25 protein-coding genes are annotated in these 25,466 nt (G+C 69.9%); 3 read left to right on the forward strand and 22 right to left on the reverse strand.

Annotated features, from left to right (window positions below):
• Position 1: 1 nt before the first annotated feature.
• Entirely contained in the window at positions 2–3,778 is a 3,777-nt protein-coding gene (locus tag AORI_RS71025) for a non-ribosomal peptide synthetase family protein (RefSeq protein WP_123798584.1), read from the reverse strand.
• Between the two features lie 167 nt (positions 3,779–3,945).
• On the opposite strand from AORI_RS71025, the gene AORI_RS71030 reads away from it, so the two are divergent.
• Positions 3,946–4,812 (forward strand): alpha/beta hydrolase, encoded by an 867-nt coding sequence (locus AORI_RS71030; RefSeq protein ID WP_016336311.1) that lies wholly within the window; start codon positions 3,946–3,948, stop codon positions 4,810–4,812.
• Here the strand turns inward: AORI_RS71030 and AORI_RS71035 are convergent.
• The 6 genes from AORI_RS71035 to AORI_RS71060 form a co-directional block, all read right to left on the reverse strand.
• On the reverse strand, positions 4,781–5,839 hold the full coding sequence (locus AORI_RS71035) for an NAD(P)-binding domain-containing protein (RefSeq protein WP_016336312.1): 1,059 nt from the start codon (positions 5,837–5,839) through the stop codon (positions 4,781–4,783). The two genes, AORI_RS71030 and AORI_RS71035, sit on opposite strands and share 32 nt — an antisense overlap.
• Before the next feature lie 27 nt (positions 5,840–5,866).
• Positions 5,867–6,499 (reverse strand): SRPBCC domain-containing protein, encoded by a 633-nt coding sequence (locus AORI_RS71040; protein WP_016336313.1) that lies wholly within the window; start codon positions 6,497–6,499, stop codon positions 5,867–5,869.
• A gap of 22 nt (positions 6,500–6,521) precedes the next feature.
• Entirely contained in the window at positions 6,522–7,376 is an 855-nt protein-coding gene (locus AORI_RS71045) for an FAD binding domain-containing protein (RefSeq protein WP_016336314.1), read from the reverse strand.
• A complete protein-coding gene (locus AORI_RS71050; protein WP_016336315.1) occupies positions 7,373–9,811 on the reverse strand; it encodes a xanthine dehydrogenase family protein molybdopterin-binding subunit in 2,439 nt (812 codons plus the stop codon). Before AORI_RS71050 ends, AORI_RS71045 begins: the two co-directional genes overlap by 4 nt.
• Positions 9,811–10,341 (reverse strand): (2Fe-2S)-binding protein, encoded by a 531-nt coding sequence (locus AORI_RS71055; RefSeq protein WP_016336316.1) that lies wholly within the window; start codon positions 10,339–10,341, stop codon positions 9,811–9,813. The genes AORI_RS71050 and AORI_RS71055 overlap by 1 nt, the downstream gene beginning before the upstream one ends.
• A gap of 591 nt (positions 10,342–10,932) precedes the next feature.
• A complete protein-coding gene (locus AORI_RS71060) occupies positions 10,933–11,853 on the reverse strand; it encodes a threonine ammonia-lyase (protein ID WP_016336317.1) in 921 nt (306 codons plus the stop codon).
• Positions 11,854–11,923: 70 nt separating this feature from the next.
• On the opposite strand from AORI_RS71060, the gene AORI_RS71065 reads away from it, so the two are divergent.
• Positions 11,924–12,403, forward strand: coding sequence for an Lrp/AsnC family transcriptional regulator (locus tag AORI_RS71065; RefSeq protein WP_016336318.1), 480 nt, complete (start codon positions 11,924–11,926; stop codon positions 12,401–12,403).
• Here AORI_RS71065 and AORI_RS71070 read toward each other — a convergent pair.
• Genes AORI_RS71070 through AORI_RS71085 form a run of 4 tightly spaced genes read right to left on the reverse strand, consistent with a single transcriptional unit; the run spans position 12,381 to position 16,433 of the window.
• Positions 12,381–13,493, reverse strand: a complete 1,113-nt coding sequence (locus AORI_RS71070; protein WP_016336319.1) for an XdhC family protein — start codon at positions 13,491–13,493, stop codon at positions 12,381–12,383. The two genes, AORI_RS71065 and AORI_RS71070, sit on opposite strands and share 23 nt — an antisense overlap.
• Positions 13,486–14,586 carry a vWA domain-containing protein gene (locus tag AORI_RS71075; protein ID WP_016336320.1) on the reverse strand — a complete coding sequence of 367 codons (1,101 nt, stop codon included), beginning with the start codon at positions 14,584–14,586 and terminating at the stop codon, positions 13,486–13,488. Before AORI_RS71075 ends, AORI_RS71070 begins: the two co-directional genes overlap by 8 nt.
• Entirely contained in the window at positions 14,583–15,809 is a 1,227-nt protein-coding gene (locus tag AORI_RS71080; protein ID WP_081809729.1) for an FAD-dependent oxidoreductase, read from the reverse strand. The genes AORI_RS71075 and AORI_RS71080 overlap by 4 nt, the downstream gene beginning before the upstream one ends.
• A 57-nt stretch (positions 15,810–15,866) precedes the next feature.
• Positions 15,867–16,433: a TetR/AcrR family transcriptional regulator gene (locus tag AORI_RS71085; RefSeq protein ID WP_043848308.1), complete on the reverse strand. Its 567-nt coding sequence runs from the start codon at positions 16,431–16,433 to the stop codon at positions 15,867–15,869.
• 101 nt (positions 16,434–16,534) lie between these two features.
• Between AORI_RS71085 and AORI_RS71090 the strand changes: the two genes are divergently transcribed.
• Positions 16,535–17,554: an aldo/keto reductase gene (locus tag AORI_RS71090; protein ID WP_016336323.1), complete on the forward strand. Its 1,020-nt coding sequence runs from the start codon at positions 16,535–16,537 to the stop codon at positions 17,552–17,554.
• A 4-nt stretch (positions 17,555–17,558) separates the two neighbouring features.
• On the opposite strand, the gene AORI_RS71095 is transcribed toward AORI_RS71090, so the two are convergent.
• The 11 genes from AORI_RS71095 to AORI_RS84470 form a co-directional block, all read right to left on the reverse strand.
• Positions 17,559–18,431 carry an AAA family ATPase gene (locus tag AORI_RS71095; RefSeq protein WP_043849096.1) on the reverse strand — a complete coding sequence of 291 codons (873 nt, stop codon included), beginning with the start codon at positions 18,429–18,431 and terminating at the stop codon, positions 17,559–17,561.
• A gap of 31 nt (positions 18,432–18,462) precedes the next feature.
• On the reverse strand, positions 18,463–19,032 hold the full coding sequence (locus tag AORI_RS71100) for a nucleotidyltransferase family protein (RefSeq protein WP_016336325.1): 570 nt from the start codon (positions 19,030–19,032) through the stop codon (positions 18,463–18,465).
• Positions 19,025–19,831 carry an IclR family transcriptional regulator domain-containing protein gene (locus AORI_RS71105; protein ID WP_016336326.1) on the reverse strand — a complete coding sequence of 269 codons (807 nt, stop codon included), beginning with the start codon at positions 19,829–19,831 and terminating at the stop codon, positions 19,025–19,027. The genes AORI_RS71100 and AORI_RS71105 overlap by 8 nt, the downstream gene beginning before the upstream one ends.
• A gap of 9 nt (positions 19,832–19,840) precedes the next feature.
• Entirely contained in the window at positions 19,841–20,245 is a 405-nt protein-coding gene (pcaC, locus tag AORI_RS71110; protein ID WP_016336327.1) for a 4-carboxymuconolactone decarboxylase, read from the reverse strand.
• Entirely contained in the window at positions 20,242–21,021 is a 780-nt protein-coding gene (pcaD, locus tag AORI_RS71115; protein ID WP_016336328.1) for a 3-oxoadipate enol-lactonase, read from the reverse strand. The genes pcaC and pcaD overlap by 4 nt, the downstream gene beginning before the upstream one ends.
• A gap of 7 nt (positions 21,022–21,028) precedes the next feature.
• Positions 21,029–21,577, reverse strand: a complete 549-nt coding sequence (gene pcaG / locus AORI_RS71120) for a protocatechuate 3,4-dioxygenase subunit alpha (protein WP_016336329.1) — start codon at positions 21,575–21,577, stop codon at positions 21,029–21,031.
• Positions 21,577–22,311, reverse strand: a complete 735-nt coding sequence (pcaH, locus tag AORI_RS71125; protein ID WP_016336330.1) for a protocatechuate 3,4-dioxygenase subunit beta — start codon at positions 22,309–22,311, stop codon at positions 21,577–21,579. Before pcaH ends, pcaG begins: the two co-directional genes overlap by 1 nt.
• Before the next feature lie 28 nt (positions 22,312–22,339).
• Complete coding sequence (locus AORI_RS71130) at positions 22,340–23,518, reverse strand: thiolase family protein (protein ID WP_016336331.1); 1,179 nt, start codon at positions 23,516–23,518, stop codon at positions 22,340–22,342.
• Entirely contained in the window at positions 23,515–24,270 is a 756-nt protein-coding gene (locus tag AORI_RS71135; protein WP_016336332.1) for a CoA-transferase subunit beta, read from the reverse strand. The genes AORI_RS71130 and AORI_RS71135 overlap by 4 nt, the downstream gene beginning before the upstream one ends.
• Positions 24,267–25,076, reverse strand: a complete 810-nt coding sequence (locus tag AORI_RS71140; RefSeq protein WP_016336333.1) for a CoA transferase subunit A — start codon at positions 25,074–25,076, stop codon at positions 24,267–24,269. Before AORI_RS71140 ends, AORI_RS71135 begins: the two co-directional genes overlap by 4 nt.
• A gap of 67 nt (positions 25,077–25,143) precedes the next feature.
• On the reverse strand, positions 25,144–25,416 hold the full coding sequence (locus AORI_RS84470) for a hypothetical protein (protein WP_228688219.1): 273 nt from the start codon (positions 25,414–25,416) through the stop codon (positions 25,144–25,146).
• Positions 25,417–25,466 lie beyond the last annotated feature (50 nt).

A 25,466-nucleotide genomic window follows, 5' to 3' on the forward strand; every position in this document is an offset into this window, starting at 1 on the left:
CTTAGCTCACCCGGGCACGGATCGCCGACACCAGTTCGGCGACCCCGTTCTCCTTGAGGACGCTGTAGTGATCGCCTTCGAGCGTCACCACCTCCGGTGGCGTGGCCGAGTACCCGGAGCTGTTCTCGACGAACGAGTAGTCGTCGCCGTCGGCCTTGAACAGCGTCACCCGGGCCGCGATCCGCCGCCGCGCGAGTTCACGGAAGGTGTAGTCGAATTCGTAGGTCTCCTCCACGATCCGGACGATCCGCCGGATCAGCTGCTCGCCGAGCGCGGGCAGCAGTTTCGCCACGAAGGCCACGAAGCCGTCTTCGTCGCGAACCGTTTCCCGGCAGGCCACCGTTTCCGGCCCGGAGATCGATCCGAGGAAGACCGACAGCAGGATCGTCAGGTACGCCGGGTTCGCGTAGCTCGCCACCCGCTCGCCTCCGACCTCGGGATTGCCCGGGCAGATCAGCAGCAGGTCGGTCACCCGCTGCCCCTGCTGTTCCAGCTGCCACGCCGTTTCGAAGGCCACCCGCGCGCCGAACGAGTAACCCCACAGCGTGTACGGCCCCTCCGGCTGGACGCGCCGGATCTCGGCGACGTCGGCCCTCGCCATCTCCTCGACGGTGGCGTACGGCGTCTCGCCCGCGTTGATCCCGTGGGCCTGCACGCCGTAGAACGGCCGCCCCAGACCGCTTTCCGAAGCCAGCGGCCGCAGGTTCATCGGGTAACCGCCCAGGCCGGGCCAGCAGAACACCGGGCGACCTTCGCCGGTCGCCAGCGGGACCAGCCGTGACGACGGCCCGGCGGAGTCCTCGCCGATGCGGGCGGCGAGATCGGCCAGCTTCGGGCATTCGAAGACGACCTGCAGCGGCAGCCGGGTGCCGTACTCGCGGTTGATCCGGTTCACCAGGGAAACCGCGGTCAGCGAGTTGCCGCCCGCGGCGAAGAAGTCGTCGCGCGCCGAGACGTCGTCGTAGTTCAGCGCCTTGCCCCACACCCCGGCCAGCCACCGTTCGTGGCTCGTCGACGGAGCGACATACGGCGCGCCTGTGCTCGCGGACCGGACGGTGTCGGTCGCCGCCAGCGCGTGCGCGTCGACCTTTCCGTTGGCGGTCAACGGCAACGCGTCCAGTACCAGCACCCGGTTCGGGAGCATGTAGTCGGGCAGGGTGGTCGCGAGTTCGTCGCGGATGATCTCCGCCGGTCCCTTCATGTGCACGGCGTCTTCGCGCATGCCCTCGCTGCGCACCTGCTCCTGGCTCACCTTGCCGCCGACGAAGAAGTACGAAGGTCCTGGGGCGATCCCCTGCCCGGCGAGGATGTCGTCGATCCGCCGGGCGGCGGGCAGCGGGTGACCGCTCTTGGAACTGTAGCCCGACGACATGAAACCGAACCCCGAACCGTTGCGCTGCAAGTGATGCAGCTTCGCGCCGAGGACGATGTACGCCAGCCGCTCGTCGGCGGTGCGGCTCACCGCCGTGATGCCGAAGGCCGCGCGCCCGTACACCTGCTGGTTGATCGCGATCACGTGCTTGGCCTCGATGAGCTTGCCGGAGATCCGTTCGAAGTCCCCGCCGCGCCAGCGGTAGGTGCCGGCGGGCAGGCCTTCGACGCGGCCCGGATGCGCTTGGACGAACAGCTCGACGTCGTCCTGCTTGGGCACACCGTCGTCGGCGTGCAAGGAGAACGTGCCGAGGTAGTGGTCTTCGGCGGCGGCACCGGCCCGCGCGGCGACGGCGGGATCGGACGCCACCGGGCTGATCGTGAGGCCGTATCCGGGCAGGATCTCCTCGAACACCGCGACCATGTGCCCCGTCTCGAACTCGAGGACTTCGCGGATGTTGTTCTTGTAGACCGGTTCGATGGCGCCGGTGCGGCCGATGAAGTGCACCGAGTGCCCGGCGCCCGTGCTCGCGCCGATCCGGACCAGCGTGTGGTCGATGGGGTGGTAGTAGTACAGCCCGGCGCCGAGTCCGTCGAGACCGCTGGTCTCCAGGTACAGCTGCGTCGCGTACAGCGCGCCCGGCGAGGCGTACGCGTACTTCGGCAGCAGCCGCTCGTCGCTGCGGAACCGGCCGAACCACCGCAGCAGCTCACCCAGTTCGGCGAACGCGAGCTCGCCGGGTTCGCGCGAACGCGTGTGCACCGGCTCCGACGCCAGGAGCGCGGCGAGGTCGTCGCGGGTGACGTCGCCGCCCTCGTAGAAGCGATAGGTCTTGCGCGCGAAGACTTCCCGTCGCTGCCGATCGGTTTCCCGCTTGCCCGGCAACGCGACCGCGGGACGACCGGCGAGGTCACGGACACCGGGATTCGACAGCTGCGCCTTGACCTGCAGCTTGCTGGCCTTCGACTGGTGGTGCCCGCCGTGGTTGCCCTGATCCATCACCGCGGCTTCGCGGGGATTCAGCTCCACACAGGCGACGAGCGCCTTCGAGCCGGTCCGCGCGTCGTCGGTCACCACCGCCGCTGCCCGGCGCACCCACGTGTGCTCCTCGATCGCCACCGCGATTTCGTCCAGCTCGACGCGGTAACCGCGTAGCTTAACCTGGTTGTCGGCACGGCCGACGAACTGAAGGGTGCCATCGGGGTTCCACTGGACGAGATCACCGGTGCGGTACAGCCGTCCGGTCGGCACGAACGGGTTCGGCACGAACTTCTCGGCCGTCTGCTCCGGCCGGTTCAGGTAACCCCGCGCGAGCTGCACACCGCCGATGTACAGCTCTCCCGTCTCCCCGATGTCGACCGGGGACATGGCGGCGTCGAGCACGAAGCACTCGGTGTTGTCGGCCGGCACGCCGATCGGGACCGTTCCGGCGCTCTCGCCGATCGTGTCCGGGTCGACGACGTGAGCGGTCGCGTTGATCGTGCATTCGGTCGGCCCGTAGAGGTTGATCAGCCGTGCCGACGGCAGCTCACCGGCGAGATCCTTGGCCAGCCGCCGCGAAAGCGCCTCGCCGCCGGAGAACAGTTTGCGCAGCGTGGTGCAGGTCGCGAAGCGTTCGGTGTCGAGCAAGGCCTGCAGCAGCGTCGGGACGCACTGCAAAGTCGTGACGCCGTGTTTCACCACCGTGTCGATCAGCGCTTCGGGATCCCGGAAACTCCCCGGCGCGCTCATCACCACGCGGGCGCCGGCGGCGGGCGCGAGGATCTCCCATTGCGCGGCGTCGAAGCTCATCGGCGTCTTCTGCAGCACCGTGACGTCCGGGCCGAGGTGACCGCAGTCCTGTAGCCAGCGCAGCTGCGACACGACACTGTGGTGCTCGATCATCACGCCCTTCGGTTTCCCGGTGCTGCCGGAGGTGTAGATGACGTACGCGAGCGAGTCCGGCCGGGGGCCGCGCGGTACGTCGGCCGCTCCGGAGTCGGTCACCGAGACGATCCGCGTTCCGGCGGGCGCCAACCCGGCCAGGCGCCCGGCGAGGTGCGGCTGAGTGACGACGACGCCGGTACCGCTGTCTTCGAGCATGTACCGCAGCCGGTCTTCCGGATATTCCGGGGACAACGGCAGATAGGCCGCGCCGGAAGCGAGAATTCCCCACGCGCCGGTCATCAGGTCGGCGGAAGGCTCGACGTGCAGGCCGACGGTGTCGTCCACGCCGATTCCCAGCCCGGCGAGATACGCGGCGAGTCCCGCGCTCGTTTCTTCGAGTTCGTGAAAGTTCATTTCCCGTTCGCCGTCGACGACGGCGACCGCCTCCGGCCGTTTCTCCGCCCAATGCCCGAGCAGATCCGTGAGGCAGGCGCCGGAGCGGACGCGGTGCGCCGGTGCGAGGTGGTCGATCGGTGGCATGGCCATCCCCCAGTGCGAATTCCGTGGTTTTCGTTTCCCTTGCCAAAGGAGTGACGCGCTCTTCGCGAGATACCGGCCGATAAACGAGAACGCCCGGCCGTCCCTTCTTTGCCACCCTTTGGGGCGACCGCTCACTTCGCGCACTGGTTTCCGCCACAATCGAACGCATGATTCCCACCTTCGTCTTCGTGCACGGTTCGGGAAGTTCGGCACACTCCTGGACGGCCATTCAGCGGGAAATGGCCGCCAGGGGGCATCGGACGCTCGCGATCGACCTTCCCGGCCGGGGCGCGGGATTCACCAGGGCCTATCACGAACAGGACCTCGAAACCTTCGCGGCCGAGCCGTCGATGATGAGCGACGTGACCGCCGGCGACTTCGTCCGGCAGGTCGTCGAGGCGGTCCAGCGGATGCGTCATCACGGCCCCGTCTTCCTCGTCGCGCACAGTTTCGGCGGGCTCCCGGTGACCGCCGCGGCCAACGCGGTCCCCGAACTGATCGACCGTGTCGTCTACATCGCCGCCCAGTGCCCGGTGGACCGCGCGCCCGGCGAGTACCCGGCGTCGCCCGCGTGGTCGTCGTCGGCGCTCTTCCCCGCGACGGCACCGCTCCTCGTCGGCGACCCGTCGCGGCAGGGATTCGTCCGGGTCAACTGGCGTGGCGCCGACCGCGCACAGCGCGACGCGTTACGGCAGGCCATCGCCGCCGAACTCACCGAGGAGGAGTTCCTCCAGATCGTGGTCACGAGCCAGCCGGACGAGGTGTTCTGGCTGACCGGGCAGGAATGGGATCTTCGCGCGGACAAGGACTCCTGGGGCCGGATCCCGCGCACGTTCGTCAGGCTGACCCAAGACCGGTCGATGCCGCTCGCCGCGCAGGACCTCTACATCGCCGAGGGCGACGCGCTCACCCCGGACAACCCGTTCGACGTCCACGACCTCGCGAGCAGCCACGCCGGGTTCTTCCGGCGGACCGCCGGTCTGGCCGCGATCCTCGACGCGCTCAGCGTCCGAGCAGGCGCCGGATCTCGGTGACGGCCGCGCGGCCCGCCCGGTTCGCGCCGACGGTGCTGGCGGACGGCCCGTAGCCGACCAGGTGCAGCCGCGGTTCGGCGACGACGCGGGTGCCGTCCATCCGGATCCCGCCTCCGGCGGCGCGCAGGTGCAGCGGCGCCAGATGGTCGATCGCGGCACGGAATCCGGTGGCCCACAGGATGACGTCGGCGGGCTCGAAGGTGCCGTCCGTCCACTCCACGCCGTCCGGCGTGATCCGGTGGAACATCGGGCGGCGGTCGAGGATGCCCGCGTCCAGCCCTGCGCGCACTTCGGGGGTCACGGCCAAATCGGTCACGCTGACGACGCTTTCCGGCGGCAGGCCCTCGCGGACGCGACGGTCGACCTTCGCGACGGCCTCACGGCCCCAGTCCTCGCTGAACGGCTCTTCGCGCCACACCGGCGGGCGCCGGGTCACCCAGCGCGTCGAACGCGCGAACGGCGCGATCTCCAGCAGGAGCTGGACGGCCGACGAACCACCGCCGACCACGACGACCCGCTTCCCGCGGAAGGTCTCGACGCCGGTGTAGTCGGCGGTGTGTAACTGGCGGCCGCGGAAGGTCTCCTGTCCGGGATAGTGCGGCCAGAACGGCCGGTCCCAGGTGCCGGTCGCGCTGATCACCGCCCGGGCGGCCCACGTTTCCGTCGCGCTCGCCACCACCAGCCGATCGTCCTCGGCGCTCACCGACAGGACATCGACCGGACGATGGACCGGGAGGTCGTAGGTGCGTTCGAAGCGACCGAAATAGTCCGAGACCACGTCGGCGGCGGGCAGCTTCGGATCCGGGGTGCCGAAGGCCATCCCGGGGAGGTCGTAGAAGCCGTGCACCTTCTCGACGATCAGCGAAGGCCAGCGGTACTGCCACGCGCCGCCGGGCCGTTTGCCGTGGTCGAGCACGACGAAACCCGCCTCGTTGGCGAATCCCGCGCGGCGCAGGTGATACGCCGCCGACAGACCGGCTTGGCCCGCCCCGATCACCGCCACGTCGACTTCGTGATCCGCCTTCATACCGGGTTCAACGGCTCCCGGAAGCAGCTATTTCGTCCGCTGCGTCACAGCCCGCACGATGGCGACGATCAGGAGCACCCCGGCGACGGCCACCAGCACCGGAGCCACCCGCTTGACCACGGATTGACCCGCGTACTCCATCAGGTCGATGGCTTCGCCCTCCGACACCGGCTTCACCGCCTTCAACGGCGGTCGTTCCTTCGGTTTCTCAGGCTCAGGGGTACCGAGCTTGCCGGAAAGGCATTCCGCGAACGAGTCGAGGATCTTGCCGCCGACCTCGGAGATCATCCCTCGCCCGAACTGCGCCGGCTTACCGGTGACCGCCAGGTCGGTGGCGACGGCGCCATGGGTGACGCCGTCCTTCTCGGTCAGGGTGAGCGTCACCGTCGCCGACGCCGTGCCCGCCCCCCGGGCGTCTTTGCCCGCGGCCTTGATCACCACTTTCTTCGCGTCGGCGTCCTTCTCGACGAAATGGCCGGTTCCCTTGTAGAGCAGGGAGATCGGCCCGAGCTTGACCTTCACCGTGCCCTTGAAGGCGTCCCCGTCGACCTCGGTGACGGTGGCGCCCGGCATGCACGGCGCCACCCGTTCCGGGTCGACGACGGCCTTCCAGACCTCGCCGACCGGCGCGGGAACGGTGAATTCGTGGTCGAGCCGCACGGGCCGACCTCCCTTCTGTGTCTCAGCTACCCGCCGCGGCGAGCACCGCGCGGCCGGTCAGCACCCGCGCGAGGTGCTGCCGGTATTCGACGTCGGAGTTGCCGTCGGCCGTGGGGTTCGTCCCCTCGGCCGCGCGTTCGGCGGCACCGCGGATCGCCTCGGCGGTGGCCGCGCAGCCGACCAGCGCCTCCTCGACTCCGGCCGCCCGCACCGGGGTCGAGCCCATGTTGGTGAGCGCGACCCGCGCCTCCTCGATGGTGCCCGCCTCGGTGCGGACGCAAGCCGCGACCGCGACCATCGACCACGCCTGCGCGACCCGGTTGAACTTCTCGTAGTGGGCGTGCCAGCCGGTGTGCTTCGGCACCCGGACCTCGACCAGCAGTTCGTCCGCGGCGAGCGCGGTGGTGAACATGTCCTGGAAGAAGTCCGCCGCGGCCACCGTCCGCCGCCCGCCCGGCCCGGCGACGACGAGTTCGCAGCCGAGCGCGAGCACGGGAGCCAGCAGGTCACCGGCGGGATCGGCGTGCGCGATGGCGCCGCCGAAGGTGCCGCGATGGCGGATCTGCGGATCGGCCACCGTGTCGGTGGCGGCCTTGAGCAACGCGGCGTGCTCGGCGACCATGGCGTCTCGCTGGACGTCGTAATGCGTGGTCATCGAGCCGATCACCAGCGCGTCGCCGTCCTCGCGCACGCCGCGCAGCTCGGCGATCTTCCCGAGGTCGACCAGCGTGGTCGGCGTGGCGAGCCGCATCCGCAACACCGGCAGCAGGCTCTGCCCGCCGGCCAGTACCTTGGCGTCCTCGCCTGCCTCGGCGAGCGCGCTGATCGCTTCGTCCACTGTGGACGGAGCGACGTAGTCGAACGGGGCCGGGATCACTGGGCACCTCCGGTGGCGTCGATCGAACCGAGACCGCCACCGGCTTCCGAGCCCAGCCCGCCCGCGGCGGCCGACCCGTGCTGGATGGCGTGCCAGACCCGCATCGGGGTCAACGGCATTTCGATGTCGTTCACCCCGAAATGCCGGACGGCGTCGACCACGGCGTTGACCACCGCCGGGGTCGAGGCGATCGTGCCCGCCTCCCCGACTCCCTTGGCGCCCAACGGGTTCGTCGTCGACGGGGTCTCGGTGCGGTCGGTGGTGAAGCTGGGCAGATCCGCCGCCGACGGCAGCAGGTAGTCGGCGAACGTCCCCGTGGTCAGCGTGCCGCCTTCGTCGTGGACGGCCTCCTCGAACAACGCCTGCGCGATGCCCTGCGCGAGCCCGCCGTGCACCTGGCCTTCGACGATCAGCGGGTTCACGGCCACGCCGACGTCGTCGACGCAGACGTAGGAGCGCAACCGCACGCGTCCGGTCTCCGTGTCGACCTCGGCCGCGCAGAGATGCGTGCCGTGCGGGAAGGAGAAGTTCTCCGGATCGAACGTGTCCGACGAGTCCAGCGAGGGCTCGACGCCGTCCGGCAGGTTGTGCGCCGAGAACACGGCCCACGCGATGTCCTGGATGGACGTCGAGGAATCCGTGCCCTTGACCGAGAACTTGCCCGCCGAGAATTCGAGGTCGTCCTCGGCGCATTCCATCAGATGCGCCGCGATCGGTTTGGCCTTGGCGAGCACCTTGTCCGCCGCGTTGACCACCGCGATCCCGCCGACCACCAGCGACCGGGAGCCGTAGGTGTCCATGCCCTTGTGCGAGGACTGGGTGTCACCGTGGATGACCTCGATGTCCTCGAAGGGGACGCCGAGTTTGTCGGCGACGATCTGGCTCCACGCCGTCTCGTGACCCTGTCCGTGCGCGGAGGCGCCGGTGATGACCTCGATCTTGCCGGTGGGCAGCACCCGGATCTCCGCGTGCTCCCAGCCGCCCGCCGCGTAGTCCAGCGAGCCGAGCACCCGCGACGGCGCGAGACCGCACATCTCGGTGAACGTCGAGATGCCGATGCCGAGCTGGACCGGGTCGCCCGATTCCCGCCGTTCCTTCTGCTCGCGGCGGAGCCCGTCGTAGTCGAAGAGCTGCTTGGCCTTGGCGGTGGCGGCCTCGTAGTTGCCCGAGTCGTAGGTCAGCCCGGCCACCGTGGTGAACGGGAACTCCTCGTGCTTGATCCAGTTCTTCTCGCGGATCTCCATCGGGTCCATACCCAGTTCGACGGCGAGTTCGTCCATCATCCGCTCGATCCCGAACGTGGCCTCCGGCCGCCCGGCGCCGCGATACGCGTCGGTGAGCGTGGTGTTGGTGAACACGTTGGTGCAGGCGAAGTGGTACGCCGGGAACTTGTAGATCGCGTTGAACATGAACGCGCCGAGAATCGGCACGCCGGGGCCGACGAGGCCGAGGTACGCGCCCATGTCGGCGAGCAGTTCGACCTTGAGGCCGGTCACCGTGCCGTCGCGGTTCGCGGTGATGGTGAGGTCCTGGATCTGGTCGCGGCCGTGGTGCGCGGCGACCATGGTCTCCGAACGGGACTCGTTCCATTTCACCGGTTTGCCGAGCCGCCGCGCGATGAGCGTCGCCATCATCTCTTCCGGCAGCACGGCGATCTTGCCGCCGAACCCGCCGCCGACGTCCGGCGCGATCACCCGCACCTTGTGCTCGGGCAGGCCGAGCGTGGCCGCGGTCATCGTCTTGAGGATGTGCGGGACCTGGGTGGCCGACCACATGACCAGCTGATTGCCCGTCGGGTCCACGACGCACGCCCGCGGTTCCATGAACGCCGGCACCAGGCGCTGCTGACGGAACCGCCGCTTGAGCACGACCTCGGAGTTCGAGATCGCGTCTTCGACGCTGGAACCCGTTCCCGCGTCGGCGGAGTCGAAGACCCACACCGCGTTCTGGTTGGTGCCGAGTTCCTCGTGCACCAGCGGCGCACCCTCGGCGAGCGCGTTCTCCAGGCCGAGGACGACCGGCAGCTCGTCGTAGTCGACGTCGATCATCTCGAGCGCGTCGTGCGCTTCGGCCGACGTGCGGGCGACGACCACCGCGACCCCCTCACCGGCGAAGTTCACCGTGTCCGAGGCGAGGATGGGCCTCCTCGGCGACTTCATGTCCGGCGTGACCGGCCACGCGCACGGCATGCCGATGGCGCCCTCGGGGTCGAGGTCCTTCCCGGTGAAGACCGCGACCACGCCGGGCGCGGATTTCGCCTCGGTGACGTCGATCGAGACGATCTTGGCGTGCGCGAACGGGCTGCGGAGCACGGCGAGGTGCAGCATGCCGGGCAGGGTCAGGTTGTCGGTCCAGCGGGTACGGCCGGTGATGAGGCGCTCGTCCTCCTTGCGGCGGCGGGACTTACCGACCTCCGGTTCGATCGTGGAGGTCATCACTCACCACCCGCGCCGACACGGGAGGCGGTGTCCGAGGCGAGCCGCTCGGCCTCGGGACCGGCGCCGGGCCGCATCTCGTGGGCGGCGTCGCGGACCGCGCGGACGATGTTCTGGTAGCCCGTGCAGCGGCACAGGTTGCCTTCGAGTCCTTCGCGGACGGCCTTCTCGTCCGGGTCGGGATTGTCGGCGAGCAGGTCGATCGACTGCATGATCATGCCGGGCGTGCAGAATCCGCACTGGAGCGCGTGGTTCTCGTGGAAGGCCTTCTGCACCGGGTGGAGTTCGCCGTCGCGGGCGAGTCCCTCGATCGTGGTGACCTCGCAGCCGTCGGCCTGGACCGCGAGCACCGAACAGGATTTCACGCTGTGCCCGTCGAGATGGACGGTGCAGGCGCCGCAGTTGCTGGTGTCGCAACCGACCACGGTGCCTACCTTCCCGAGCCGTTCGCGCAGATGATGCACGAGGAGGGTGCGGGGCTCGACGTCGTCTGTGTAGCTGGTGCCGTCGACGGTGACGGTGATGCGCATCAGGCCTCCAAAAGCAAGAGAAACCCCGCGCTGGTCCGGGGTCGTTCGGGAGCGGCCGGTCATTCGGTTGTCACGGACCGACCCCGGAGCGACCGTGATCGGACTCACAGTCGAGCGTGCTACTCAGCGCCTGCCAGGGCAACCCCCACCAGGGGATGACTCGCGCCCGAGTCCGCAGATGCGGTTTTGCCAGTGAAGAAACGGTGCAGATGCGGAGAAAGCGCGAGTGTCCATTCGGTACAGGTGGTCGTGAGTGGCGATTCGGGTTAGAACCCGAATCGCCACTCACGACCACCTGTACCCAACGACGGCTCAGCGTGCTTGAACGGACGACACGTGTGATCCGACGGGCGACACGCGTGACCAGATGGACGACACGACCGCGGCGAAGCCTCCACCGCGAGTCGGCCGTCCAGACACACGTGTCGTCCGTCTGATCACGTGTGTCGTCCATCCAGTCACGCGAGTTCCGTGCCTGATCACGCGAGTCACGCCTTCGCTCACGCCGTACCCAGTCCGTGAAGGCCTCCTTGAGGGACTCTGGGTCCCTCAAGGAGGCCTTCACGGACTTCGGCCAAATCGAATCGCCACTCACGACCACGCCGTCGGTGAGACCGCGTTCGCCCCGGTGATCACGGTGGCGACCCGGTCCCCCGGGATGTCGTGCACGGTCAGCGCGGCCAGGCCTGCCGCACCCGCGGGTTCCGGCAGGACGCCGAGCGTTTCCGCGCCCAGCCGCATGGCCGCCCGCAGATCGTCGTTCTCGACCAGCACGAAATCGTCCACGAGCGACCGCAGCCGCCGGATGGATTCGGGTTCCGGCGTGCGGATGGAGATTCCGCCGGCGAACGAGTCGGCCCGGTCGACGGTGATCGGCTCACCAGCCAGCCAGCTCTTCGCCATGGCGGGCGCCGACGTGGTCCCGACGCCGACGATCCGGACGTCCGGCGTATGCGCCTTGAGCCACAGCGCGACCCCGGCGATCAGGGCGCCGTCGCCGACCGGGAACACGACCGTGTCGATCCCGTCCTCCCGCGCCAGTTCCAGCCCGATCGTGCCCGCGCCTTCGGAGATCGCGGGCTCGCGGCCGTCGACCACGAAGACGCGATCCGGGGCTTCGGCGGCGAAGGCGGCCGCGGCGACCTTCGCCTCGCCTTCGACCCGGCGCACCCGCGCGCCAAGCGTCTTCATCCGCCGGAGTTTGACCGGTGAGACGTCGGCCGGGACGAACACCTCGGCCCGCAGACCGTGTTTCCGCGCGGCGAACGCGACGGCCTGCCCGAAGTTGCCGCTGGTCCCGCACACCATGGTGGTCCCCGGCTCCAGCCCGGCGGCGTAATAGTCCGCGCCGCGGCCCTTGAAGCTGCGCAACGGGTTCAGCGTCTCGACCTTCACCAGCACGTGACGGCCGAGCTGCCCGTTCAGCTGTTCGTCGCTGTACTGCGGGGTGTTCAGGAAGACGGGGTCGATCACCTTCGCCGCCTCGGCGACGTTCTCCAGCTGCAGGTCCATGACACTCAAGCTAGGCCGGGAGCCGATCACGCCGATTGTAAATTTTCCCGCCCGCGTGCAAAAATCTTGCGTGCCTCTCGACGAGCTCGACCACCTGCTGCTCGACCTCGTCCAGGCGGACGCGGCCCGCCCCTTACACGACTTGGGCGACGCCGTCGGCCTCTCCCCCAGCGCGGTGCAGCGGAGGCTGACCCGGCTGCGCGCCGAGGGGGTGATCCGCGCCGAGGTCGCCGTGCTCGATCCGGAGGCGCTCGGCGCGGGGATGACGTCGGTCATCCTGGTCGCGCTGACCGACGATGACGAGAAGAGCCACACGGCCTTCCGCGAGCGCATGCTGGCCGAGGCCCGCGTCCAGCATTGCTACAGCATCGTCGGGCAGTGGGACTACGTCGTCGTGCTGCTCACCCCGGATCTCAAGGCGAGCCGGTACCTGGCCAGGAAGCTGTTCGACAAGCACGTCAAACGGTTCGAAACCCTGCCCGCCTTCGAGGTGGTCAAGTCGAGTCAGGCGATCCCCGTGCCCGGGCTCAGCCGTGGATCCGGCCGCTGAGTTCGGCGAGCCGCGATCCCGAGCCGTTCCAGCGCAGCGCGATGATCTCCGCCGCGATCGACACCGCGGTCTCCTCCGGGGTCCGCGCGCCGAGATCGAGCCCGATCGGCGAAGACAGCCGTTCGAGTTCCGCCTCGGTGACCCCGGCTTCGCGCAGGCGGGCGAAGCGGTCGTCGTGGGTCTTGCGCGAGCCCATCGCGCCGACGTAGCCGACGTCGAGGCGCAACGCGACCTCCAGCAGCGGCACGTCGAACTTCGGGTCATGGGTGAGCACGGCGATCGCGGTGCGGCCGTCGACCCGGCCTGCCTCGGCTTCCGCCTTGAGATAGCGATGCGGCCAGTCGACGACGACCTCGTGCGCGTCGGGGAAACGGCTCTTCGTCGCGAACACGGGCCGCGCGTCGCAGACCGTGACCTGGTAGCCGAGGTAGGCGCCCATTTTCGCCATCGCGGCCGCGAAGTCGATCGCGCCGAAGACCAGCAGGCGCGCGGGCGGCTCGAAGGAGTTGACGAAGACCGTCATGCCTTCGCCGCGGCGCTGCCCGTCCGGCCCGTAGTGCAGCGTGCCGGTGCGGCCGCCGGCGAGCATGCCGCGCGCGTCGTCGGCCACGGCGTCGTCCATCCGTGACGAACCGAGCGAACCGGCGACGCGATCCGGCCAGACGATCAGGTGCTCGCCGACCATGCCCTCGCGTTCGTGCTCGATCACCGTGACCACGGCGACCGGCTGTCCACTGTGGACCGAGTCGACGACGTCGCCGAACTCGGGCATCGAGTCGCGGTCGATGTGCTGGACGTAGATGTCGATGATCCCGCCGCAGGTCAGCCCGACGGCGAACGCGTCGTCGTCGGAGACGCCGTAGCGCTGCAGCACGGGCGCGCGTTCGGCGACCACCTGCCGCGCGAGTTCGTAGACGGCGCCTTCGACGCAGCCGCCGGAGACGCTGCCGGTGACCGTGCCGTCCGGGGCGACGAGCATCGCCGCGCCGGGGCTCCGCGGCGCCGACGAGAACGTCGCCACCACCGTGCCGACCCCCACCGTCTCGCCTGCCGCCCAGCGGCGGTGCAGTTCGTCCAGTACGTCACGCATCGGCGATCTCCACGAGAAGTCGTTCCAAGGTGGCCAAGCTGTGCCCGGCGAGCAGCCGATCGAGGTACGGGAGCGCGGCCACGATGCCGGACTGCACGGGAGCGTAACCCGCCCGCCCCGCGTGCGGATTCACCCAGAATACGACGTGCGCGAGCCGCCGCAGCCTGGCGAGTTGCTCGCCGAGCAGGGCGGTGTCGCCCCGTTCCCAGCCGTCGGAGAACACGGTGACCACGGATCGCCTGGCCACGCCGCGTTGTCCCCACCGGTCGAGGAACGCCCGCAGGGTCTCGCCGAGCCGGGTCCCGCCCGCGAAATCGGGGACCGCGGCGGCCGCGGCGAGCATCGCGTGCTCGGGATCGCGCAACCGCAGCTGGCGGGAGACCCTGGTGAGCCGGGTGCCCAGTGTGAACACCTCGACCCGGCCGGGAGCGCGCCGGGCGACGACGTGCGCGAACCGCAAGAGCGCGTCGGCGTACGGCCCCATCGAGCCGGAAACGTCGATCAGGAGGACGAGACGGCGCGGTCTGGTGCTTCGCCGCCGATACGCCAGGGGTACGGGTTCGCCGCCGCCGGCCAGCATCGCCCGGAGCGTGCGCGACGGGTCGAGAGCTCCCCGCCGGGCGGCGCGACGGCGCGGTGACGACCGCGGCGGGAGCGCCGGGCGCAGTTTCGCGAGCAGTTCCCGCAGGTGAGCGCGTTCGGCGACGCTCAGCTCGGCGAGGTCCCGGTGGCGCAGGATCTCTTCCTCGCTCGCCGTCACGCGGAGCTCGTCGGGTTCCGCACCGGATTCGCCCTGGCCCGCCTGGGCGAGCGTCGCGATCCTGGCGCGCTTCGGAGCCGCCTCGCGGCCTCGTCGCCGTGGTGCGGTCTTCTGGTCGGCGAACCAGCCGTCGAACGCGGCGTCGTAGCGTGGGAGGTCGTCGGGATCCGCGCAGAGCGTCAGCCGTCCGGCCCAGTACAGCTGTTCGGGATCGGCGAGGTCGATCGCGCCGACGGCCTCGAGATACGCCTGGGTCCGGTGTGCGTCGCACGGCAACCCTGCTTCGCGCAATGCCTCCGCGAAGCCGACGAAGCCCGCCAGTGGATCGCTCACCCCTCCATTGTGCCTCGGCGGGCGAAGGCCGGGGTCTTCTCGCGAAGGGGACCGATGCCACCGAAGAACGCGGCCACGGCCGTGAGCATCGGGAACCGGTCCGAAATCCGGAGGGGCAGGGGGATGGTCCGCTCGTTCAGCCTCCCGTCGAGGGCGGGCTCGATGAGCATCTTGTGCTCCCCCAGTTGCTGCAGCTGGATCAGGGTGACGGCGAAGTTCCGGCGGCGCTGGACCCGGTTCAGGTGCCGGGCGGTCAGCGTGCCGCTCAGCAGTGGGGCGGCGAGGATCCGCGCGGCCGCCACGGCGTCCTGGATCGCGACGTTGACGCCCATCCCGCCGGCGGGTGACATCGCGTGCGCGGCGTCGCCGATGCAGAGCACCCGCTCGGAATACCAGTGCGGGAGCTTGGACATCCGGACCTTCAGCAGTTTGACGTCGTCCCAATCGCGGATCTCGGCGAGTTCGCGCTCCCCCCAGCCGAACAGGCCGCCGATACGTTCGCGGAACTTCTCGATGCCTTCGGCACGCAGCGCCTCGTCCTGTCCCTTCCTGATCAGGTACGACGTCTGGTAGTAGTCGCCGCGGTCCATCGTCATCCCGGCGAGGCCGTTCGCGAAACAGCCGAACACCTCGGCCACCTCACCCGTCTCCTCGAATTTGGGCACCCGGACCCACCACACGTCCATCGGCACGTCGTACTCGTCCGGTACGAGCCCCGCTTTCGCGCGCACCAGGGAATCCCGGCCGTCGCAGCCGACCACGAGCGTCGCGGCCAAATCCCGTTCCACGCCCTCGGAATCGCGGTAACGCACCCCGCCGCCCTCGCACAGGCCGGTCACCTCCGCGCCCATCCGGAGGGTGAACGTCGGTTCGACGGCCGCCGCTTCGGCGAGCAGGTTCAGGAAATCCCATTGCGGGACCATCTCGATGTACTTGTGCGGACCGGGAACCCGGCTGAAATCGGCGGCGACGATCGAGACGCCGCCGAACACCATCCGCATCTTTTCCAGCCGTTTCGACGGCAGTTCCGCGAACCGGTCACCGAGGCCGAGTTCGTCGAGCAGCATCAACGTCGGCGGATGCACCGTGTCACCGCGGAAATCGCGGAAGAAGTCCTTGTGTTTTTCGAGAACGGTCACCTCGACCCCGGCCCGCGCCAACAGGAGTCCGAGCACCATCCCCGCCGGACCGCCCCCCACCACACAACACTGTGTACGTTCCATATCCGAGTTGTAGCGCGCGGAATGGGCCGTCGCCAGGAATTCGGCTGTGAAGGGGACCTAGGTCCTGAGGCCCGCGATAAGGATTTCGACCATCTTGCGCGCGTTGTAGCGCGGATCGTTTTCGGCGCCGATGCAAAGGTTCCCGACGCCGCGCATGACTTCGAGCGCCTGCAGATCGGAACGGATCTCACCGGCCTCCGCCGCCGCGCCGAGCAAGCGGGCGCACACCGGCAGGAGGGTGTCGAGGAAGTAGGCGTGCAGCGTCTCGAACCCGGCGTTGTCCGACTGCAGTACCGCGGCCAGTCCGTGTTTGGTGACCAGGAAATCGACGAAGAGGTCGATCCAGCGCCGCAACGCCTCGTACGGGGAATCGCTCGACGCCAGCAGCTCCGGCCCGGCTTCGGCGCACGCGTCGACCTGGTGCCGGTAGACGGCGATGATGAGGTCGGCCCTGGTCGGGAAATGCCGGTAGATCGTGCCCATCCCGACGCCCGCCTTGGCCGCGATGTCGCGGACCGGCGCCTCGACCCCCGACGTGACGAAGACGGCGGCGGCGGCATCGAGCAAGGTCTTCTCGTTGCGCCGGGCGTCCGCGCGCTTGCCTTTGGTGCCCTCTTCACTCATCACACCACTCCTCCACCACCGGGCTTGCCAAACGGAACAGTGCTCCGTATCGTTAGCGGAGCAACGTTCCGCTTGCTTATCTTGCCATGGAGGACCCCGTCATGCAGTACCGCACCTTGGGCAGGACCGGTGTCCAGGTCAGCACTCTCGCGCTGGGCGCGATGAACTTCGGCGCGATCGGGCGCACCACCCAGGACGAGGCCACGGCCATCGTCGACGCCGCGCTGGAGGGCGGCGTCAATCTCATCGACACCGCCGACATGTACAGCGCCGGCGAGTCGGAAAGGATGGTCGGGAAGGCCATCGCCGGCCGCCGCGAAGACATCGTGCTCGCCACGAAGGCGAGCATGCCGATGGGCGAAGAGCGCAACCATCAGGGCGCTTCACGCCGCTGGCTGGTCACCGAGCTGGACGACAGCCTGCGCCGCCTCGGGGTCGACCACGTCGATCTCTACCAGGTCCACCGCTGGGACCCGAAGACCAGCGACGAGGAAACCCTTTCCGCGCTCACCGATCTGCAGCGCGCGGGGAAGATCCGCTACTTCGGCTCGTCGACGTTCCCCGCGTATCGCATCGTGCAGGCCCAGTGGGCCGCCCGGGAGCACCGGCTGAGCCGGTACGTCACCGAGCAGCCGAGCTACTCGATCCTGCAGCGCGGTATCGAAACGCATGTGCTGCCGGTGACCGAGGAGTACGGGATGGGCGTGCTGGCGTGGAGCCCGCTGGCGTCCGGCTGGCTGTCCGGCGCGGTCCGGGAAGGCCGCGAGATCAGCACGAACCGTTCGGCCGTGCTGCCGCAGCGTTTCGACCTGACCCGGCAGACCAACCGGACCCGGCTGGAGGCCGTCGAACGGCTGGCCAAGGTCGCCGACCAGGCGGGGCTCAGCCTGATCCAGCTCGCGCTCGGCTTCGTCGTCGCGCATCCGGGGGTGACGAGCGCGATCATCGGGCCGCGCACGCTGGAGCACCTCGAGTCACAGCTCGCCGCCGCGGACACGGTGCTGTCGTCGGACGTCCTCGACGCGATCGACGAGATCGTCGCCCCGGGCACCGACCTCGCCCCCGAGGAGAAACACGACACCCCGCCCGCGCTGCTCGACGCGTCGCTGCGGCGCCGCTGACGCCTCAGGCCAGCAGGCTGTCCAGCTTGGCCCGGACCCTGTCCAGGTCTTCGCTGTACTTGAGCACCGAACCGAGCGTCCGGGCGGCGGCCGCGGCGTCCAATTCGGACATCCCGAGCGCGAGGAGCGCCTGAGCCCAGTCCAGGGATTCCGCCACCCCGGGCGGTTTCAGCAACTCCATCGCGCGGAGCCGGTGCACCGCCGTCGCGACCTGTGCCGCGAGCGCCTCGCCGAGACGCGGGATCTTGCGGCGCAGGATCTCGACCTCGCGGCCGAGGTCCGGATGTTCGAGCCAGTGATAGAGACAGCGGCGCTTCAGCGCGTCGTGTACCTCCCGCGTCCGGTTCGAGGTGAGCACCACCAGCGGCGGATGCTCGGCGCGCACCTCGCCGAACTCGGGGATCGTCACCGCGTTCTCGTCGAGAAGTTGCAGCAGGAAGGCTTCGAACTCGTCGTCGGCCCGGTCGATCTCGTCGACCAGGAGGACACACGGCGCGGTCTGCAACGCCTTCAGCAGCGGCCGGGAGAGCAGGAACCGTTCGGTGTAGAGGGACTGTTCGGCGGCCTCGACGTCGAGGCCGCCGTCACCGGCGGCTTCCAGTGCCCGCAGGTGCAGCAGCTGACGGGGAAAGTCCCATTCGTACAGTGCCTGCGCCGCGTCGATCCCTTCGTGGCACTGGAGACGGATGAGCGGCATGCCGAGCGCTTCGGCCAGTCCCAGCGCGAGCGAGGTCTTGCCGGTTCCCGGTTCGCCCTCGCAGAACAACGGGCGGCCGAGCGCCACGGCGAGGTACCCGGCCGTGGCGATGCCGTCGTCGGCGAGATAGCCGACCGCTTCGAGGGCTTCGGCCAGTTTCTCGGGCGATTCGACGGTCACTCGCCGATGGTAAGCCCCGGTGGGCCGGAGATCAGCCCGGAAGATCCTCGCGGCGGTCCACGTCGTGCCCGGTGCCGAGGTCACCGCATTCGACGAGCCTCAGGTCGTCGCGCGCCCGGAGCCAGTCGCGGGCGCCCTTGTCCCCGGACGCGCCCACGATGATCTCCGGCCACCAGCGACGGCCGAGCACCACGGGATGGCCGGGAACGCCGTCGTAGGCGGCACGCGCGACGGTGTTCCCGTCGGCCCCGTCGGCGACCCGGCGAACCACTTCGGCACCGACCCCGGGCAGGTCCACGAGATGCACGACGGCGGCTTCGGCATCGGTTGCGGCGAGCGCGCGCAGGCCCGCGCGCAATGACGCGCCCATGCCGGACTCCCAGTCCTCGGCCACGACGGCGGCCCCGGGATCGGGCAGGAGCGCACGGGCTTGCGCGGCCGAGGCACCCAGCACCACCCGGACCGGGACGCAGCCCGCTTCGGCGAGCACCCGGAGCGACCGGACGACGAACGGCTCGCCGTCGAGGACGGCCAGTGCCTTCGGCCCGCCGAACCGGCGCCCGGCACCGGCCGCGAGGAGCAGCCCCGCGACCTCAGCCATGCCTCGCCCTGGTCGGCGGCGCCGAGGCCAGATCGGCCTCGATGGCCCGCGCCGCCGAAAGCAGCGACGGCAGCAGTTCCTTCTCGACCGACTCCGGCGTCGTGCGGCTGGCGTGGGTGGAGAGGTTGACCGCGGCCACGACCTTCCCCCGCCGGTCCCGGATCGGCGCGGCGATCGAGCGGAGGCCCTCTTCGAGTTCCTGGTCGACCATCGCGTAGCCCTGCCGGTACACCTTCTCCAGCTCGGCGAGGAGATCCTTTTGCCTGGTCAGCGTGCGCGCGGTCAGCTTTTCGAGTTTGGCCGCGTCGAAGTAGCCGTGCAGGTCGTCGTCATCCAGGCCGGCCAGCAGGACATGCCCCATGGACGTCGCGTGGGCCGGGAAGCGGGTGCCGACGTTGATGCTGACGGTCATGATCCGCGAGACGGCCACGCGGGCGACGTAGACGATGTCCGGGCCTTCGAGCACGGAGATCGAACTCGACTCGTGCACCTCGGCGGAGAGCCGTTCCAGGTGCGGCTGGGCGACTTCCGACAACGACAGGCTCGACAGGTACGAGTAGCCGAGTTCGAGGACCCGCGCGGTGAGCGAGAAGTACTTGCCGTCCGTGCGCACGTACCCCAGGTCGACAAGGGTGAGCAGGAACCGGCGGGCGGCCGCCCTGGTCAGCCCGGTCGCGCGGGCGACGTCGCTCAGGGTGAGCTCCGCCGCGTCCGCGTTGAACGCCTTGATCACGGCCAGCCCGCGCTCCAGCGACTGGACATGATGCGCCCCGCGCTCGGTCACCTCGCCTTCGTCCATAAGAGAACCCTAACTGTCACCCTCTCTCTGGGCGGCAGGCTCACCGAGTTCGGCCAGGACCCGCTGCGCGACGGCGAACGCCGCGTTGGCGGCCGGGGCACCTGTGTAGACGGCGGTGTGCAGCAGGACCTCGGAGATCTCCTCCGCGGTTAGTCCATTGTGGACAGCGGCGCGGACGTGCATCGCGAGCTCGTCGTGGGCGTGCAGCGCGGTGAGCGCGGCCAGGGTGACACAGCTGCGGGTCTTGCGGTCGAGCCCGTCACGCGACCAGACCGACCCCCAGGCGCCGCGGGTGATGTAGTCCTGGAACGGGCGGCTGAACTCGGTGGTCCGGGCGACGGCCCGGTCGACGTGCTCGTCCCCGAGGACCTCGCGGCGCACCTTCATGCCGGTCTCGTAGGGGTCTTCGCTCATCGGGCGGCCTCCAGATGTTCGAGGATCAAGGCGCTGAACCGCTCCGGCTGTTCGAAACTCCCGAGATGGGCGGCGTCTTCGACGACCTCGAGCCGCGCGTCCGGGATGCCGCCGGCGATCACCTCGGCGTGCTCGACCGGGGTGGCCGGATCCCGGCCTCCGGCGATGACCAGGGTCCGCGCCGCGATCTTGGGCAGGTCGTCCACGAGGTCCATCCGCTCGATGGCCTGGCAGGACGCCGCGTAGCCCTCGGCGGGGACGCCCGCGATCATCTCGCGCAGGTACTCGGCCTGCTCCGGATACGCGGCGGCGTACCCGGTGGTCAGCCACCGGGCGACGCCGGCCTCGGCGACCGCCGCGGTGCCCTGCTCCCGGACCGCCTTCGCCCGGTCCGCCCACATGCTCGGCGGCCCGAGCTTCGCCGACGTGCAGCACAGCACGAGACTCGCCATCCGGTCCGGCGCGTTGACGCCGAGCCACATCCCGGTCATCCCGCCGAGCGAGAGCCCGACGACGTGGGCCCGTTCGGCGCCGTGCTCGTCGAGTAGCGCGAGCAGGTCACCGCCGAGATCGGCGAGCGTGTACGGCCCGGCCGGGACCGGGGACGCGCCGTGCCCGCGAGTGTCGTACCGGATCACCCGGAAACCCCGCGCCACCAAGGGTTTCACCTGCGGTTCCCACATGCGGTGATCGCTGCCGAGCGATCCGCTGAGCACCACGACCGGACCGTCGGCGGGCCCCTCCGCGACGCTGTGCACCTTCACCGGCTCGGACATCGAAGAACTAGACATCGAAGAACACCGTCTCCCCTTCGCCCTGCAACCGGATGTCGAACCGGTAGCCGTCGCCGGTCTTGGTGGCGATCAGGGTGCCCTGGCGTGCTTCCGGGACCGACGCCAGCACCGGATCCCCGGAGTTGTCGTTGTCCTCGAAGTAGATCCGCGTGACTACCCGGTGCAGGAGCCCGCGGGCGAACACCGAGACGTCGATATGCGGCGCCTGCGTGCCGCCGGCCGGGCCGGGCAGCGAGCCGGGCATGATCGTCCGGATCTCGTAGTCGCCGTTCGTGTCGGTGGGACAGCGGCCGAAGCCCCGGAACCCGCTCGCGACCGCTCCGCGCGGGTCGTCGGGATGGTCGAACCGGCCGTCGGCGTCGGCCTGCCAGGTCTCGATCATCGCGTCCGGCACCGGTTCGCCCGCGCCGTCGAGGACGCGGCCGTGGATGCGGATCGCGGCCGGTTCGCCCGCGGGGACGACGTCCGGCCCGTCCGGCCAGGGCAGGCCGATGGACAGGTACGGGCCGACGGTCTGGGAAGGCGTCGTCTCCGGCATCAGTGCTCGTCCTCCTCGTCTTCGAAGACCGAAGCCTCGCGGCCGCGCACGACGATGTCGAACTGGAAGGCCAGCGCCCACTCGGCTTCCGTGCGGTCGAGGTCGAAGCGCGCGATCATCCGCTGCCGCGCCTTCTCGTCCGGGATGGAGTTGAAGATCGGGTCCTGCGAGAACAGCGGGTCTTCCGGGAAGTACATCTGGGTGACCAGCCGCTGGGTGAACGCGCTGCCGAAGACGGAGAAGTGGATATGCGCCGGCCGCCAGGCGTTGTCGTGGTTCTTCCACGGGTACGCGCCCGGTTTGATGGTGGTGAAGGTGTAGCGCCCCTCGGAGTCGGTGAGTGTCCGGCCCGCGCCGTCGAAGTTCGGGTCCAGCGGCGACGGCCAGCGGTCGCCGGTGTGCCGGTACCGGCCGCCCGCGTTCGCCTGCCAGATCTCGACGAGCGAGTCACGGATCGGCCGCCCGTCGCCGTCGAGCAGCCGTCCGGTGACGATGATCCGCTGGCCCTGCGGCTCCCCCGCGTGCCCCTTGGTGAGGTCGTTGTCGAACTCGCCGATCCGGCCCGGGCCCAGCGCGGGCCCGGTGACCTCGGTCAGCAGATGCGGGAGCACGATCAACGGTTCCTTGGGGTGCCGCAGCGCCGTCGACCGGTATCCGGCGGAATCGAGCGGCGGATGCGTGCCCTCCGGATCGCGCCGGTAGCTTGGGAGCCTCAGTTCTGCGGGTGCCGACATGCTGTTCCCTCCAGCGCGGGTCAGTGGGTCACTGAGCTTCGAGGACGATGGCCAGCCCCTGGCCGACGCCGATGCAGATGGCCGCCAGACCCCACCGGCCGCCGGTACGGCGCAGGTGGTGGGCCAGGGTGCCGACGATCCGGCCGCCGGAGGCGCCCAGCGGATGCCCGATCGCGATCGCGCCGCCGTTCACGTTGACGATCTCCGGGTCGAGCTTCGACCAGTCGCGCAGACAGGCCAGCGACTGCGCGGCGAAGGCCTCGTTCAGCTCCACCGCCGCGAGGTCTTCCCAGCCGATCCCCGCCCGCTCCAAGGCGATCTCGGCCGCGCGCACCGGGCCGATGCCGAAGACGTCCGGGTCGACACCGGCCGCGCCCCGGCCGGCGATCCGGGCCAGCGGCGCCTTGCCGAGCCGCTTGCCCGCCGCCTCGTCGCCGAGCAGCAGCGCGGAGGCGCCGTCGTTCAGCGGCGAGGCGTTCGCGGCCGTGACCGTCCCTTGTGGACGGAAGACCGGCTTGAGCTTCGCGAGCTTCTCCGGGCTGGAGTCCGGCCGGATACCTTCGTCGCGGGTGAGTTCGACACCCTCGACCGGGACGACGTGATCGTCGTAGAACCCCTCGTCCCAGGCGCGGGCGGCGTTGACGTGGCTGCGGACGGCGAACGCGTCCTGCTCGTCGCGGCCGATCCCGTAGCGCTCCGCGAGCTGCTCGGTGGACTCGCCGAGCGAGACCGTCCACTGCTCGGGCATCTTCGGGTTGACCATGCGCCAGCCCAGCGCGGTGGAGTACAGCGTCTGGTTGCCCGCCGGGAAGGCCTTCTCCGGTTTCTGCATGACCAGCGGCGAGCGGCTCATCGACTCGACCCCGCCCGCGACGGCGAGCGAGGCTTCGCCGACCTGGACCGTCCGGCTGGCCTGCATGAGGGCGTCGAGGCCGGAGCCGCACAGCCGGTTGACCGTGGCACCCGGCACCGTCGTCGGCCAGCCGGCCAGCAGCGCCGCCATCCTCGCGACGTTGCGGTTGTCCTCGCCCGCCCCGTTGGCGTCGCCGAGCACGACCTCGTCGACGGTGGCCGGGTCGAGGTCGTTGCGCTCGGCCAGCGCCCGCAACACGGTGGCGGCGAGATCGTCCGGGCGCACCCCGGACAGGGCGCCGCCGTACTTGCCGAACGGGGTACGGATGGCGTCGAACAGGAAGACGTCGGTCATGCGCTCGCCCTTTTGAGGTCTCGGAGGATGCGGAGTTCTGCCTCGGTCGGCGCCGGGGTGGTGCCCAGGTCGCCGGCCACCTTCAGTTTCCACCCGGTCGCTTCGACGACCTGATCGACCTCGACACCGGGGTGCAGTTCGGTGAGCGTGAGCTCGGCGGTCTCCGGGTCAGGCCGCATCAGGCCGAGGTCGGTGACCACCAGCGTCGGCCCGGCGCCGGGAAGGCCGAGCCGCTCACGATCGCCCTTGCCGGTGCCGTGGCCGAACGACGTCACGAAGTCGACCTTCTCGACGAACGTGCGGGGACTCTGCCGGAGCACCACGAACACCTCGCGGCAGGACGCGGCGATCTCCGGGGCCCCGCCCGCCCCCGGCAGGCGCACCTTGGGGTTGGCGTAGTCCGGGCCGATGACGGTGGTGTTGATGTTGCCGAACTTGTCCAGCTGGGCGGCGCCGAGGAAACCGACGTCGATCCGCCCCGGCTGGAGCCAGTAGTTGAAGACCTCGGGGACGCTGACCACGGCGTCCGCGGTGTCGGCGAGTTCGCCGTCGCCGATGGACAGCGGGAGCCTGCTCGGCTTGGCGCCGAGGCATCCGGATTCGTAGATCAGCGTCAGGTTCGGCGCGTGCCCGCGGCGAGCCAGGTTGGCAGCGGTGCTGGGCAGGCCGATGCCCACGAAACAGGACATCCCGTCGCCGAGAGCGCGGGCCGCGGCGACGCTCATCATCTCGTCGGAGGTGTACTCGGTCATGCCTTCACTCCCGTCAGCTCGCCGAGCCAGCGTGTGAAGCTCTCCCTGTCCCGGCCGATCGCGTCCCATGCCTGGTAGGCGTCGTTGTCCCGTTCGTAGTAGCCCGCCGCGTACGACGGCCTCGCGCCGCCGGGCACCTCGGCCACGGCGGTGACGGCCCACGACGGCAGGACGATCGCGCCAGGCCGGGGTTCCAGCTCGTCGACGACCTCCTCGACGGTGACCAGCGACCGTTTCGCCGCGAGCACCGCCTCCTTCTGGACGCCGGTGATACCCCAGATCTGGACGTTGCCGGACCTGTCGGCGCGCTGGGCGTGGACGATCGTGACGTCCGGGTTGAGGGCGGGGACCGCGGCCAGCCGCTCACCGGTGAACGGGCAGGTGATGGGTTTGATCGTGTCGGTCCGCGCGGGAAGATCGGTGCCGGTGTAGCCGCGCAGGACGGCGAACGGGAGGCCCGAGGCTCCGGCGACGTACCGATTCGCCATACCCGCGTGGCTGTGTTCCTCTATCTCCAAGGGCACCGGCCAGGAGTGCTGGACCGCGTCACGGAACCGGTGCAGCGAGCCGACCCCGGGGTTGCCGCCCCACGAGAAGATCAGCTTGCTCGCGCAGCCCGCGCCGATGAGCTGGTCATAGACGATGTCCGGCGTCATGCGGATCAACGTCAGGCCGGTGCGGCCCTGTCGGATGATCTCGTGACCGGCGGCCACGGGGATGAGGTGCGTGAAGCCCTCGAGCGCGACGGTGTCCCCGTCGTGCACCAGCCGTGCCACGGCTTCCTTCAACGACAGCAGCTCCGCCATCCCCACCCTCCCAGGCCGTCCATGATGCGTTCGGATCGCGCACACATGTTCTGCATATGAACATAGCTCAGCCGGCGCGACCGTGCAACCAAGCGCGATAACGGCGGAGCGCCAAGGCCTGCAGGACCGTCTCCACCAAGAGCGCCGCCTTCGGATCGATGCCGGGCTTGGTACGCCGTCCCGCGCCGAGTCGGCGAAGCTGCCGCCGGACGCGGGCCATGCTCGCAGCGGACGCGACCGCCTTGTCGCCGATCCGGACCGGCGCGAGTTCCACGGCGGCGTCCGCGTCGAGCCGCCACTTCGCGGGCAGCCCCGGGTCGACGGCCAAGGCGGTGCCCATGCCGACGAGTTCCACGCCGCTCGCCAGGACTTCTTCCGGCGCCTTCCCAA

The sequence above is a fragment of the Amycolatopsis keratiniphila genome, from assembly GCF_000400635.2.
In the GTDB taxonomy this organism is placed as follows: domain Bacteria; phylum Actinomycetota; class Actinomycetes; order Mycobacteriales; family Pseudonocardiaceae; genus Amycolatopsis; species Amycolatopsis keratiniphila.

Coding starts and splice junctions, on each gene's coding strand:
- AORI_RS71025 (WP_123798584.1), bottom strand. CDS start 3,778: ATGCCACCGATCGACCACCTCGCACCGGCGCACCGCGTCCGCTCCGGC.
- AORI_RS71030 (WP_016336311.1), top strand. CDS start 3,946: ATGATTCCCACCTTCGTCTTCGTGCACGGTTCGGGAAGTTCGGCACAC.
- AORI_RS71035 (WP_016336312.1), bottom strand. CDS start 5,839: ATGAAGGCGGATCACGAAGTCGACGTGGCGGTGATCGGGGCGGGCCAA.
- AORI_RS71050 (WP_016336315.1), bottom strand. CDS start 9,811: ATGACCTCCACGATCGAACCGGAGGTCGGTAAGTCCCGCCGCCGCAAG.
- AORI_RS71055 (WP_016336316.1), bottom strand. CDS start 10,341: ATGCGCATCACCGTCACCGTCGACGGCACCAGCTACACAGACGACGTC.
- AORI_RS71060 (WP_016336317.1), bottom strand. CDS start 11,853: ATGGACCTGCAGCTGGAGAACGTCGCCGAGGCGGCGAAGGTGATCGAC.
- AORI_RS71070 (WP_016336319.1), bottom strand. CDS start 13,493: ATGCGTGACGTACTGGACGAACTGCACCGCCGCTGGGCGGCAGGCGAG.
- AORI_RS71080 (WP_081809729.1), bottom strand. CDS start 15,809: ATGGAACGTACACAGTGTTGTGTGGTGGGGGGCGGTCCGGCGGGGATG.
- AORI_RS71085 (WP_043848308.1), bottom strand. CDS start 16,433: ATGAGTGAAGAGGGCACCAAAGGCAAGCGCGCGGACGCCCGGCGCAAC.
- AORI_RS71090 (WP_016336323.1), top strand. CDS start 16,535: ATGCAGTACCGCACCTTGGGCAGGACCGGTGTCCAGGTCAGCACTCTC.
- AORI_RS71100 (WP_016336325.1), bottom strand. CDS start 19,032: ATGGCTGAGGTCGCGGGGCTGCTCCTCGCGGCCGGTGCCGGGCGCCGG.
- AORI_RS71105 (WP_016336326.1), bottom strand. CDS start 19,831: ATGGACGAAGGCGAGGTGACCGAGCGCGGGGCGCATCATGTCCAGTCG.
- pcaC (WP_016336327.1), bottom strand. CDS start 20,245: ATGAGCGAAGACCCCTACGAGACCGGCATGAAGGTGCGCCGCGAGGTC.
- pcaD (WP_016336328.1), bottom strand. CDS start 21,021: ATGTCCGAGCCGGTGAAGGTGCACAGCGTCGCGGAGGGGCCCGCCGAC.
- pcaG (WP_016336329.1), bottom strand. CDS start 21,577: ATGCCGGAGACGACGCCTTCCCAGACCGTCGGCCCGTACCTGTCCATC.
- pcaH (WP_016336330.1), bottom strand. CDS start 22,311: ATGTCGGCACCCGCAGAACTGAGGCTCCCAAGCTACCGGCGCGATCCG.
- AORI_RS71130 (WP_016336331.1), bottom strand. CDS start 23,518: ATGACCGACGTCTTCCTGTTCGACGCCATCCGTACCCCGTTCGGCAAG.
- AORI_RS71135 (WP_016336332.1), bottom strand. CDS start 24,270: ATGACCGAGTACACCTCCGACGAGATGATGAGCGTCGCCGCGGCCCGC.
- AORI_RS71140 (WP_016336333.1), bottom strand. CDS start 25,076: ATGGCGGAGCTGCTGTCGTTGAAGGAAGCCGTGGCACGGCTGGTGCAC.
- AORI_RS84470 (WP_228688219.1), bottom strand. CDS start 25,416: ATGGGCACCGCCTTGGCCGTCGACCCGGGGCTGCCCGCGAAGTGGCGG.